Below are 12,410 nucleotides of genomic sequence, written 5' to 3'. Positions count from 1 at the left end.
GGCCGCAAGGCCTTTTTTTATGGAGCCAGATTAGTGACTTTTTTCTGCTCAAGCATTTCTTTCCAATGCATCACTTCGGCAGGTAAAATAGGTGCAACCCCCTCAAATCCTGCTTCAGTAAGCATTTCTTCAACGCTTACCACGCCTTTTTTACGCTTAAAAACACCACGCACATAAGCAATTGCATGTAAGCCGCGCTCAGAGTGAAATTTTTGCTCGATATAAAAGTATTTATGATCCCAGCCAACCAAACGCGTACTAATAGTATAGCGCTGCATTGGTTTTATATCTCGTATGTAAGTAATCGCTGTGGCATTAACAATCGGGAACCAACGTTTCTTCATTATTACGCCTAGTAAGCCCACCCGCTCAGTCATCCATGTGCGCGCTAAATCCATCATCGCGAGGTAGCGAGAATTTGTCAGGTGTAAATTAATATCGCAATCAGATGGTAGTGCTTTATAGTCAATATCAACCGTGTCTAATAATGACTGATAGCTGCGGTTACGTTTAATTTTAAAAAATAATAGTAGGAGACGAAAATAAAGGTTCACAATAAAGGTCTTACCAGTTAACAATAGCCTGAGTGTAGCACAGCTAGTTGCAATGGAGAATATTCTACTCTAATCTCTTGCATACGATAAAAAATAGTATTTTAAATGATGATTAAACTAATATCTTCTATGAGTATTTTACTCGCGCTTTGCTCCTGCCCTACTTGGGCCGATTTTGATTACCCAGGAGAAGGTAAAGTACGCTATCCAACTGGGGTTGAAAAACCTTTTAAATTTGGTTTTGGTTGGCACGCAGATAGTAAAAAATTCACCATCGGCGAAAAAAGTTATGACATGCAATTACCTGAGTCTTACTCTATTGCCATCACTTTATCTAAGGATGAGCAACAAATTTGGGTGCAAGAATTCAACAATGGATTTATCGAGAGCTTTAACTGGCAAATTGGCGAACATACGCTGCAACTTAAAAAACAAAAATTTAAAGACCCAGTAAAAGGCGATTACGTTATAAGCTTAGACAACAAAGACTACTTCTTTGCCCGTAATAATATTAGCATTATGGTTGAATTTAAAGATGAAGGTATTGATAGTGTCGCTATTGATGGAGTAACAAAAAACATGGGCACTAAACAGTAGCGCCCAATATAAATTTATACCTTAACTGTTTTGCGATTAATACCATAATCGCGAAGCTTATTAGCCACCGCAGTGTGGCTTAAACCTAAGCGTTTCGCTAACTGCCTTGAGCTTGGATACGCCGGATACAGTTTACGTAACAGGGTCGCCTCAAAACGTTTAACGGCTTGATCCAATGAACCTTCAAAATCTGACTCTAAATAACCTAAATCATGTGTGAATGTAGGCAGCTGTAAGTGCTCTACTCTTAACTCATTATCATCAAGTAATGACACCGCTCTATAGATAGCGTTTTCTAACTGACGAACATTACCAGGCCAAGGATAATCTTGTAAAAATGCTAAACACTCAGCCGATAACTCAGGTATTGCGTGGCCATTTTGCTGCGCATATTTTTGAATAAAGTGCTCAGCTAGTGGCCCTACATCTGCTTTTCGGTCGCGTAGAGGAGCGATCTCAAGCGTTAATACATTGATGCGGTAATATAAATCTTCTCTGAACGCCCCTTCTTGTACCATTGCAGGTAAATCTTTTTGTGTAGCAGCAATAATACGCACGTTTACTTTAACTTCATTCTCGTCGCCAACCTTTCTAAAGGTACCATCTTGTAAAAAACGAAGTAATTTAGTTTGTAGCTGAGTCGACATTTCTCCAACTTCATCTAAAAATACAGTCCCACCATCGGCTTGTTCAAGCACACCACGTTTCGGCGCTGCATTTTCCTCGTAACCGGCGTAACCAAATAATTCAGACTCTGCCACATCATCTGGCAGCGAAGCACAAGACAAGGCAATAAATGGTTTTACTGAGCGGTTAGAAGCGTAATGACAGGCACGTGCTAATAATTCTTTTCCTGTGCCAGTTTCACCGGTGATCAAAATAGGCGCTTCAAGTTGTGCCATTTTACGCGCTTCACGAACCACTCGACGCATAGCAGTGCTAAAATTATGAATAGTTGCAAAACTTTCTTGACCATATCGTCTAAACGCACTTACCTGCTGACCTAAGCGGCTTTGCGATTTAATATTTATTACCGCGCCCGCAAGTACATCGCCTTCGGCTCCTTGCGGTACAGCAATTGGCAAAATATCCGCAATATAATCCTCGCCAGCCACTTCAACTCGAGTTGTTTGACCGAGCACTTCTTTACTTTCTAGCCAGCGCGTAAAGTTAAAGCCTTTCAGTAAATTATTAATATTTGAGCCAATAACTTCCTGCTCAGTGAGTTGAAGGTCTTTACATGCTGCATCGTTACAAAGCCGAACCCACCCTTTGGCATCTATAGAAATGATGCCATCAGGTAATGCTCTTAATAGTGTATTAAGCTCATTATGCTCACGTTCAGAAGGTAAGAAAGCCGTGGTACGAACATCCATCACGCCATCAATCAAGCGAATGGATGGCATTATTTTTTGAAATTGTTCAAATTCAATAGGCGGAAAACTTACATACATACGACAGTTAACTGAGTCGACTTCAATCCCTTTTAAATCAACTTGGTAATTAACTAAAATATTAAGTATTTCTTGAGCAATACCGATGCGGTCTGCACAGTGTATATCTAAACGCATTTCACCCTCAAAAAAGAGAAAATCAATATGGGGCGAATAATACGCGAACTAAAAGGTTGTGGATAGTAGATTGTAAAGATTTTTGGACAATTACACTTTAATTTTTAAGTTAGCTCCCTTTCTTTTAAACTTCCTGTAGCTTAGTGATTATCGCACTAACCATAAACGTTAAATAACGCGGGTGAAAATGCAACAAAATTAACTCCTAGACCTAAATACAACTAAAGTAACTTTTGTAATGGAAGACCCTTCACATATTAATGATTTAACCTTTGTTGATAGCAACTAATTCAATCAGTACATAGCTACATAAAGCTAAACCTATTAAGCCGGGAGCACACTTCCCGGCTTTTTTATGCCTATTTACTTAATTGCTTTGCGGGTAAGCTGTCCACTCACCACCATCAAGTTGAATATAGGGCTTATTACCAATATACATCATTATGGTATCTTCATTTTCAGCCACTTTAGGGGCACGAGGTAAGTTATCTAACAATGATTGTATCGAGCTTTCACCTGAAAAAATATCATTACGTAATGCTCGGCTTATTATCTCTGACAACCCAAAATAACTAGTCGAGTCTTTTACTTCAATTAATCCTGAGTGCCTTACATTCGGACCAATAAACTTAATGGCGCTAGGTACTGATACAATTTTAGGGCTTGGTATTTCTCTTAGGCCTGAAAACTGAACTTTATCTCCTTCAAGTGCAGCACCGTGCTCTGGCACTATCACGAGTAGGGTATTACGCTGTTGTTGCTCTAACTTTTCTATAAACTGGTTTATATCTGAAAATAGCTGCTGCTGCCTAATGGGGTAACTTTTGGTGCTACTCATTCGATCATAACCTGCGATCTGATTGCCATCATGAAGACTTATAGTATTGTAATAAAGAGAACGTGGGCCACTATTTTGACTCTGAGCATCCAACCAATTTGTGAGTACGTCTTTATCTGAATATATCGGCTTACCATCAAAGCCATATTGGGCAGGAGAGTAACCTGAAAAATCCAACTCGGTCGTATTCATCCCACCGTACTTATTTATTAACCCTTTAAAGTCATCAAAGTGGCCATCATGATTCATCGCCACAGAAGTATCATAACCAAGCTCTTGCAGGTTATTAAATAAATAGCATTGCTCTGGCACAGATTTAAATAAATCTGTTTGACTTGTTTGCCCACAACTAGCTCTTAAAAGCCTAATAGCCGCGGGGCCACTGTATGAGGTCGCAGAATTGAAATCGCTAAATAAAATATCAAAATTACTAAATAGCTGAGTTTCATCAACACCAATAGCCTCAAGATCAGCGGTAGCAAGTGAGCAGATGTTCAAAATTAAAACATCAAAAGGCTCACCAGTGGGCCGATCAGGAAAAACGCTTTTTAACAAACTTTGTTGCTGATAAAAATCTTCTAATTGTTCATCTGGGGTTTGCTCTCGTTTACCTGCCCCAACATTTACAGTGGGTTGAGTTGATGTAATTGGCTGATTTCTTTGTTCGGTTAATTGTGCTGTTTGAGAAGAATTAATTACCGGTGCAGTAGATAACCAATACGCATAAGCAAAGCCTAATAATGAGATACTAGTATAGCGAAGCCATTTATGCGAAAAACGATACAATACACAAACAATAAAAATACTTAATAGTAAATCGATACTCACTACGCGAGCGCTAATTTCAAAAAAGTAGTCCAGGCTAAAGTCTTGTACATTACCAACCTGTTTTGTTAAACGGGATATTGGAGGCAGCCATGAATCATAATATAACAAAGCACTAGCAAAAATAGCTGCAGATACGTTTTTCAACCTTTGTTGCCAAGCTTCACTAAACGATAGCGTGAGGAAAGCAAAAAACGCTAAATTTTCTAAAAAGTGAAATGAAATTTCACCATAAGCAAATAATGCAAATTTAATTAAAAAGTATAGATTCCAAACCCCTAAACCTGATATTTTCACTCTTCATCCTTCTTTCTTTTAGCGGGTGTATAAGGCGTCAACAATACATGGCGAAATGTCAGTTTACGGTAATATTTTAGTAATTTTGTAAAAACTGTTTTACTCACGTTACTCAGAATAACACCGATAATTAACGCAATTGAAAATGTGATAAAAAATTGATCTAAACTCATAATTTTGATTCATTCAATGTCATTGGAAAACGTTGAGCATCCGGTCTTTTAACGCGATTAAACTCTGGTGATTCAATATCTAATGAAGATAAGTCTATAGACTCTTGACTATATGTATAACTAGAATTCCCTTTCAATTTATCTGTATAATCTGGAACGTCTCTATCTTTATAATCTTTTTTCAATCGTCTACATTCTTGTTGAATAAAAAAGTGATCGGCAATGACTGTCTTTGAATCAAAAAAATCAGCAATTTCAAGTTTAAATAAATGTCCAATGGCATTATCTACGTCATGCTCTCGACATGCATGAAGATATAGATACACGTACTCATCAACGGTGCTAAAAACGTCTCCTTCACGCTTAACATGAAATAGCTGTAGCGGATGAATTGCATCTATTCTTGGTAATAACCTCAATGTAACCATTACGCCACTAACGCCCAAATTAGCCGCTGAATCGCTATAGTCTATAACCTGCTCCACAAACTCAGATAAAGGTAAAAAACCTTTGCTCAGCGGGCTTTGTGAGTGTTGTAATACCTCATCAATCGAGCTGGGTAACGGCCTTGAAAACTCAAATCCCTGAATAGATTGAATCTGAGATAATAATCGGGATGGCTCAGAGAAACTATATAAAATAAGGTTAACCCCAAGTGTTAAAAATAAACATTCATCTTGATGGCGTATAATACCATCTACATTTTGAATAACGAGTTTCAGTTTTTTGCCACATAACTTTCGTAAAGAAAAGCATTGTTTTGCTAAATCTGCCAAATCTGTATAACGTGTTACTGCAAACACTAAAGTGGCTGCTTTCATTTCACTCGCATGCTGGTAAAGAGCTTTGTTATCTTCAAGCAGTTTATAAGATTCGGGTAGTTTGGTGCCTTCTGGTACTGCGCTTTTTACGAGCCAAACATCATTTTCATCAAAATCGTGATTACGTTTGAACGTTTTAGTTTCAGTATTATTTCCCTCGATAACTTTAAATTTATTAGTGCTCGCTTCTAATAGCACAGTTTCTCCAGCTATGATCCCCTCTGAATGGCTCCAGTAATCATACTCTAAGGCCTTAACCGTTGACTCATTTACATACACTATGCCATCAAAGGATTTATTTGCGCCGCGAATCAGCATCCGCGCGCGCGCAATTTCAAGGCCGGTAGTTATAAATATAAGAGTCAGTTGATATTTTTTTGTAAAACTTTCGAACAATTTAAACTGTTCAATCAATTCACTATGCTTATAGTGTGTTATCAAATCTGTATTGATATGCAAAATAACGGTAGAGCCAAATAGTCCATCATAAATTTTTAATTCTGCCAGTAAGCTACGGATGAAATGTAATTTCTTTTTCAAGGCAATATCGCTATTAAATGTAAATGGATGTACTTTGCCTTTGTTAAATAAATCGCTTACACCGTCAGAATATGGAGTCTCGAAGAAAATCTCTATTTGCGAAGATAAAATAAACACATCTTGCTTTGATTCTTCTGAAATTGCCTGTAAAGCAAACTCGACTCCTTGGTTATCCAACGGAGAGAGCAGTATATATATGGCATCACTTTTCAGTTCTGCAAGTGCAGTGGGTAACCCCTCTATTTTCAAGCTAGGCACATGAACATCCTATAAAAAAAGTACTTTTTCACTAGTTTTGTTTCTTATTCTATATATAATGTAAATTAAGTCCACAATTTCAAAGCTTATTATTTAACATGAGTAAGTACATGCATAATATTTACAAAGATCAGTCAAATATTTTAACTCAATATGATATTGAATGTTTGTTAAACCGTTTCGGTGGTAAAGATCAGAGTTATATTGAAATTGTTGATGTGCAAAAAAATCAACAAATCTTTGCAAAATACCCGCTATTAAAAGAAATATCGCATGCAAAATCGATAAGTACTTTCAAGAATAAGTAGGAAGCAATGAAGAGAGTTTTTCTTAAAGGTATTAAAGGGGGTACTGGTTCAACATCTGTTGCGGCTAATCTTGCATGTGCATTGCGAAAATCTAATGAAGATATTTTACTCATTGATCTTGATCCTAAAAGTGATGTCGGACTGCATCTTGGTCTTCCTTGGCAGCATAATTCAGGTTGGAGTAATTTCCCCAACTTCGAAAGTGCAATAGAAGAGTTTTTTACTGATAATGATGGCGTAATATTTCTTCCTTATGGCAGTAATTCGGTGGGAATTAAGCGCTTGCAAGAAACTATAGCGGGTGTAAGCAATTTAAAAACAAGTCAAAGTGCGTGGGTTATTTTTGACTGTCCTAATTATATCGATCTCAATGATTTTTCTTTCACTGAACAAGATATCGTTTTAGAGGTCATTAATTGTGATGCGATTTGCCACAGTTTAGTCTATAAGCGATTAGTTTCATTAAACCAAGCGACAAAAGATTGGCAACATTATTTTTTAGTAAATAAATATAATTCAGCCAGTGAACTTGAGTCTGACCTGTTACAGGTATGGCAATCTGAAACCCCGCTATTAGCCCCTATCCATATAAATAAAGATGAAGTGATAAAAGAATCTACTGCATTTAAAAATGTCGCTGTAAATTGCGCACCTTACAGTGTTGCTTATGATGATTTTGAAACACTTGCAGGGTGGCTAGTGAGCAAGGCGAGTAAGAATGACTAAGCATCATTATGCCTCAGGCGTTCTTCAGCAGTTCTTTGCTCTCATACTCAGTATTTTATTTACTGAAAAGCTCGTTCGCTTCATATTTTATAAGTTTCATTGTTATTTTAATCAACATAAGATGAGTGCCTTAGCAGCATTTATAATGCCATTCTTTTTGCTGTTTGCAGCTATATTCGTCAAGCTTAATAATAAGAAAAAGAGACATTTAGAAACTAAGTTATCACTGCTCTACCCTCATATCACATCGCCATTTGGCACATTAGCAAACTTTATACGGATATTATTACAAAGTATTTATTTGATTCTTTTTAACGTTACAACAAAAAATGTACCCGCGCGAAATAAATATACAAAAACAACAACACGATTAATAAACAGAGTCTTTAGAATTATTCGTTACATAGATAGTAAACTGACGCGACGATGCAAAAAATTATGGTTACAATTACAAATCAGAACAAATGTAAAACCATTACAGCGTGTTAATAATTTCAACTTATGGCAAAACCGTATATTAAAATTTGTATTATATTTTATGCTCGCGTTTACTGTACTACTTTTTGTTACAGTCCCTTTCAGCCTTGAAGCACAAGCAATATTTATTAGTTTGATTCTAATTGTTGCCTACTCATTGAGACGCGTTGATGGTCAAATGGCCACAATTACCATGATAACTCTTGCTGTGACGACTTCAACACGTTATTTATGGTGGCGTTATACTGACACCTTAAATTGGGGTGATCCGCTGGCATTAACTTTAGGTATTGGTTTATTACTCGCAGAAACCTATGCATGGCTAGTACTGATTTTAGGCTTTTTTCAAACGATTAACCCATTACATAGAAAACCGATCCCAATGGATGGTGATACATCAAAATGGCCAACTGTCGATATATATATTCCTACCTATAACGAGCCACTAAATGTTGTTAAACCTACTGCAATTGCAGCACAAAGCATAGATTGGCCAGCAGATAAACTAAACATCTACATTTTAGATGATGGTAAGCGACCTGAGTTTGCAGAAATGGCAAAAGAAATTGGCGTGGGTTACCTTGATAGACCAGATAATAGCCATGCCAAAGCAGGTAATATGAATCACGCGATGAAATATACCGATGGCGAGTACATTGCTATTTTTGATTGCGACCATATACCTGCCCGTTCATTTTTACAAATGACCATGGGCCAATTTATTAAAGACAAAACTGTATGCTTAGTTCAAACTCCACATCACTTTTTCTCAGCTGATCCATTTGAACGTAACCTTGATAATCATCGCCAAATACCCAATGAAAACATGTTGTTTTACGGGCTTATTCAAGATGGTAATGATATGTGGGACGCGACCTTCTTTTGCGGCTCTTGTGCAGTTTTAAAGCGCAAAGCGCTGGATGATATTGGCGGTTTTGCAGTCGAAACTGTCACAGAAGATGCACACACTGCACTGCGAATGCAACGCGCGGGCTATAAAACAGCATATATCAACATTCCTCAAGCTGCAGGTCTTGCTACAGATAGTCTATCAGCCCATGTTGGCCAACGTATTCGTTGGGCTCGAGGCATGGCGCAAATATTCAGACTCGACAACCCACTACTAGGAAAGGGACTCAGTTTGGTACAACGTTTATGTTATATAAATGCCATGCTGCACTTTTTATCTGGTATTCCTCGAATTGTATTTTTAACTGCCCCGCTGGCATTAATTTACCTAGATGCTTACATAATCTACGCCCCTTTTATCGCTATATTTTTATATATAGTGCCGACCTTGATGCAAGTGAAAATTACAAATTCACGTATTCAAGGTAAGTACCGTTACTCATTTTGGGGGGAGGTCTATGAATCTGTACTTGCTTGGTATATTTTAAAACCCACCACTGTCGCCCTATTCAATCCTAACAAAGGGAAATTTAACGTAACAGAAAAAGGCGGTTTAAATGATGTTGCTCGATATGATTGGCTTATCTCGAAGCCATATATAGTACTGTTACTATTAAACGTACTTGGTATGTGTTACGCCATCTTTAGGTTAATCTTTGGTGATGTGTCACAAATTGGTGTGCTATTAATCAGCATGTTGTGGGTTAGCTATAATATGATGATCTTAGGTGCCGCTGTTGCCGTAGCAGCTGAAGCTAAGCAAGTGAGAAGTTCTCATAGAATAAAAGCTAACTTTCCTGCGGCCATTAGACTTGCAAACGGACGCACAATAAAAGTAAAAATTACAGATTATTCTGACAGTGGTGTTGGTATTGAAACCGTACATGAACATTCTTGTCGAGAAAATGATAAAGTTGAACTACTCATGAGCCGAGGGAAAAAACAGTTTTCCTTTCCGACCTTTATTTGTAATACAAGAAAAAGGCAAATTGGCTTAACGTTAAGAGACCTTAGCTTAGACAAACAAAAAGCATTCATTCAATGCACATTTTCTCGCGCAGATGCTTGGCTCGATTGGCAAGATAATTTTAAACATGATAAACCATCGTACAGTTTCAAGCGGGTATTTTATACAAGTCTTCGTGGCTATAGTAACTTGATTTTCCATGCGCCTAAACCATTTAGGCCATTCATTATTTTTATGACTAACGTAATTGAAGTCATGATTTCGCTATTACCAAAAAAACCAAAAAAGTATTCTAAATTATATGATTAAACAATTAGCTACCTCTGCCCTAATAATGCTAGCTTTAGCCAATAGTCAATTTACAAAAGCAGCAACCCCTCTTATAGATAAGTCTATATTTGACGATGGCTACCCTGAGCAAGCACCTACAGAAAGTCTAACACTCAGCTTTAAACGTCTGGGGGTTAATAAATTTAAACTAGACGGAGTTGACACCACAACCTATGTCGATTTTACCAATAGGCTAGATAAAATAGGTAAACAACTTAAGTTAAACTTCTCCTATAGTCATTCGCCAGCGCTAATCAGCCGCGTATCACACTTAAAAGTCTATTTTAATGATAACTTGATTACTGTTATGCCAATCAAAGATCAAGAGACACAAATTAGTCAGTTAAAAAGCCATAGCCTTGATCTCAATCCAAAGTTAATTAAAGACTTTAACCAAATACGTTTTGAACTCGTTGGTTATTACGACTTGATCTGTCAAGATGATTTTAGTAAAACAATTTGGACTGAGTTAAGCCAAAATAGCTCTATTACTCTAGAACAGCAATCATTAGCCTTGGAAAGCTTGCTTGAGTATTTTCCTGCACCATTTTTTGATGAGCGAGATTATACACAACTAAGTTTACCTTTTATCTTTGCGAACAACCCTGATGAAAATACACTTGAAGCCGCTGCGACTCTATCAAGCTGGTTTGGGGCGCAAGCCGATTGGCGTAAAGCAACGTTCCCAGTGCAGTTTAATCAAACACCTACTACACATAGTGTAGTATTGGCGACCAATACCAATAAACCTGACTTTTTGCTCGATTATCCAGATGTATCAAAACCAACCGTTGAAATCATTTCAAGCCCAACTCAACGTTATGCAAAAGTACTACTGATACTAGGTAAGGATACGAAGCAGCTAAAAGATGCCGTCGTAGGTCTAGCATTTGGTCACAAAGTAATGACTGGGCGAACTGCAAGTATTAATGAAATTAATCATTTACCCTTAAGAGATGCTTATGATGCGCCTCGTTGGGTAAGATCTGATAGAGCCGTTACATTTGATGAGTTTATTGAGTATCCAACCCAATTACAAACACAAGGATTAAAAGGACAACCAGTTGATCTTAATCTTCGTTTTGCCCCTGACCTATTTACTTGGCGTAAAGAAGGTATACCTATCGACTTACATTATCGTAATGCACCAGCCGAAGATGCTCTACTTTCTCGCTTGAATATGCTCATTAATGGTAAGTTTATCAATGGTTTTGAACTTAAGAGTCATGATGAAAAAACAGTTGAAAACGAAAGTTTTGCCCCTTTAGTTTCACGCCAAGGTACAGCGCACAACGAACAAGACTTTGATATTACAGGGTTGGATTTAAGTAAAAAGAACAAGCTTACCTATGACTTTAAATTTGGCGTAATTAAAGTGGGCGAATGCAGTGCGGTACCAGCCGGCGGTGAATATGGAGTGATAGACGGCAGCTCTACCATTGATGTAAGTGGTTTTGAACATTACATCGCATTACCTGATTTAAATGTATTTGCAAACAGTGGATTCCCATTTACGAAATTTGCTGATTTAGATCAGACGACACTTATTATGCAAAAAGAAAGTTCTGCGCAGGCGATACAATTACTGTTAAATTTTACGGGGCATTTAGGAGAGATTACGGGGTATCCAACTCATAGACTTGATATTGAGTTTCCAGATCCCACTCTAGTTCTTGATGATAAAGATTTGATCGTCATTGCAAAACCGGATGCTTTAACGACAGAGTTACCTCAAGATGCTGCAATCAGTGTCTTGTTAGAAACTAATCAACGGATCGTTGAACAAGCAATTTATAATGGTGCTTACGATAATAACAATGCTCAAAAAGTAAAAGTGAGTATTGAAAGCCAAGGTAAACTAGGGATTATTGCTGGTTTCCAGTCACCATTTAATTCTGAGCGTTCTGTAGTATCAATGACAGCAACGACCGATAATGCATTTACATTACTAAGTGACGCTATGATAAAAGATGAATCAACAGCTTTAATCAAAGGCAGCGCTGCAATAATTAATAGTGCTGGCATAAAGACAATTAATACTGATGATCAATATTTTGTCGGCTACGTACCTATTCACACATTAATATGGTTCCACTTTTCTGATCATCCGTTTATATTAGCGCTACTTTCGATTTTAGTCTTATTGCTTATCTCCTTTTTATTATGGCGGTTACTAGGTGTGTTAACTCAAAAACGTTTGTCTGAAGGGGATGCGTAAC

9 protein-coding genes are annotated in these 12,410 nt (G+C 37.4%); 5 read left to right on the top strand and 4 right to left on the bottom strand.

Annotated elements, in window-relative coordinates; genetic code table 11:
- Positions 1 to 17 precede the first annotated feature (17 nt).
- On the bottom strand, positions 18 to 554 hold the full coding sequence (locus QMA12_RS00875; RefSeq protein ID WP_087532073.1) for a thioesterase family protein: 537 nt from the start codon (positions 552 to 554) through the stop codon (positions 18 to 20).
- Between the two features lie 108 nt (positions 555 to 662).
- On the opposite strand from QMA12_RS00875, the gene QMA12_RS00870 reads away from it, so the two are divergent.
- Positions 663 to 1,151, top strand: coding sequence for a hypothetical protein (locus QMA12_RS00870; protein WP_087532126.1), 489 nt, complete (start codon positions 663 to 665; stop codon positions 1,149 to 1,151).
- A gap of 14 nt (positions 1,152 to 1,165) precedes the next feature.
- On the opposite strand, the gene tyrR is transcribed toward QMA12_RS00870, so the two are convergent.
- The 3 genes from tyrR to bcsE all read right to left on the bottom strand — a co-directional run bounded on the left by tyrR (position 1,166) and on the right by bcsE (position 6,474).
- Entirely contained in the window at positions 1,166 to 2,722 is a 1,557-nt protein-coding gene (tyrR, locus tag QMA12_RS00865; protein ID WP_087532072.1) for a transcriptional regulator TyrR, read from the bottom strand.
- Positions 2,723 to 3,089: 367 nt separating this feature from the next.
- Complete coding sequence (bcsG, locus tag QMA12_RS00860) at positions 3,090 to 4,682, bottom strand: cellulose biosynthesis protein BcsG (RefSeq protein WP_290210810.1); 1,593 nt, start codon at positions 4,680 to 4,682, stop codon at positions 3,090 to 3,092.
- A 169-nt stretch (positions 4,683 to 4,851) separates the two neighbouring features.
- Positions 4,852 to 6,474 carry a cellulose biosynthesis protein BcsE gene (gene bcsE, locus QMA12_RS00855; RefSeq protein ID WP_290210809.1) on the bottom strand — a complete coding sequence of 541 codons (1,623 nt, stop codon included), beginning with the start codon at positions 6,472 to 6,474 and terminating at the stop codon, positions 4,852 to 4,854.
- Positions 6,475 to 6,584: 110 nt separating this feature from the next.
- Between bcsE and bcsR the strand changes: the two genes are divergently transcribed.
- The 4 genes from bcsR to bcsB are packed head-to-tail and all read left to right on the top strand — an operon-like array spanning position 6,585 to position 12,409.
- Positions 6,585 to 6,782: a BcsR/BcsP family cellulose biosynthesis protein gene (gene bcsR / locus QMA12_RS00850; protein WP_290210808.1), complete on the top strand. Its 198-nt coding sequence runs from the start codon at positions 6,585 to 6,587 to the stop codon at positions 6,780 to 6,782.
- Between the two features lie 6 nt (positions 6,783 to 6,788).
- On the top strand, positions 6,789 to 7,508 hold the full coding sequence (gene bcsQ / locus QMA12_RS00845) for a cellulose biosynthesis protein BcsQ (protein ID WP_290210807.1): 720 nt from the start codon (positions 6,789 to 6,791) through the stop codon (positions 7,506 to 7,508).
- Positions 7,501 to 10,170 carry a UDP-forming cellulose synthase catalytic subunit gene (bcsA, locus tag QMA12_RS00840; RefSeq protein WP_290295237.1) on the top strand — a complete coding sequence of 890 codons (2,670 nt, stop codon included), beginning with the start codon at positions 7,501 to 7,503 and terminating at the stop codon, positions 10,168 to 10,170. Before bcsQ ends, bcsA begins: the two co-directional genes overlap by 8 nt.
- On the top strand, positions 10,163 to 12,409 hold the full coding sequence (gene bcsB, locus QMA12_RS00835) for a cellulose biosynthesis cyclic di-GMP-binding regulatory protein BcsB (protein ID WP_290210044.1): 2,247 nt from the start codon (positions 10,163 to 10,165) through the stop codon (positions 12,407 to 12,409). Before bcsA ends, bcsB begins: the two co-directional genes overlap by 8 nt.
- The last annotated feature ends 1 nt before the right edge of the window (position 12,410 follow it).

The sequence above is a fragment of the Pseudoalteromonas sp. APC 3893 genome, from assembly GCF_030408095.1.
GTDB lineage: Bacteria > Pseudomonadota > Gammaproteobacteria > Enterobacterales > Alteromonadaceae > Pseudoalteromonas.
This window is presented reverse-complemented; position numbering and strand designations above follow the sequence as displayed.

Coding starts and splice junctions, on each gene's coding strand:
- QMA12_RS00870 (WP_087532126.1), top strand. CDS start 663: ATGATTAAACTAATATCTTCTATGAGTATTTTACTCGCGCTTTGCTCC.
- tyrR (WP_087532072.1), bottom strand. CDS start 2,722: ATGCGTTTAGATATACACTGTGCAGACCGCATCGGTATTGCTCAAGAA.
- bcsR (WP_290210808.1), top strand. CDS start 6,585: ATGCATAATATTTACAAAGATCAGTCAAATATTTTAACTCAATATGAT.
- bcsQ (WP_290210807.1), top strand. CDS start 6,789: ATGAAGAGAGTTTTTCTTAAAGGTATTAAAGGGGGTACTGGTTCAACA.
- bcsA (WP_290295237.1), top strand. CDS start 7,501: ATGACTAAGCATCATTATGCCTCAGGCGTTCTTCAGCAGTTCTTTGCT.
- bcsB (WP_290210044.1), top strand. CDS start 10,163: ATGATTAAACAATTAGCTACCTCTGCCCTAATAATGCTAGCTTTAGCC.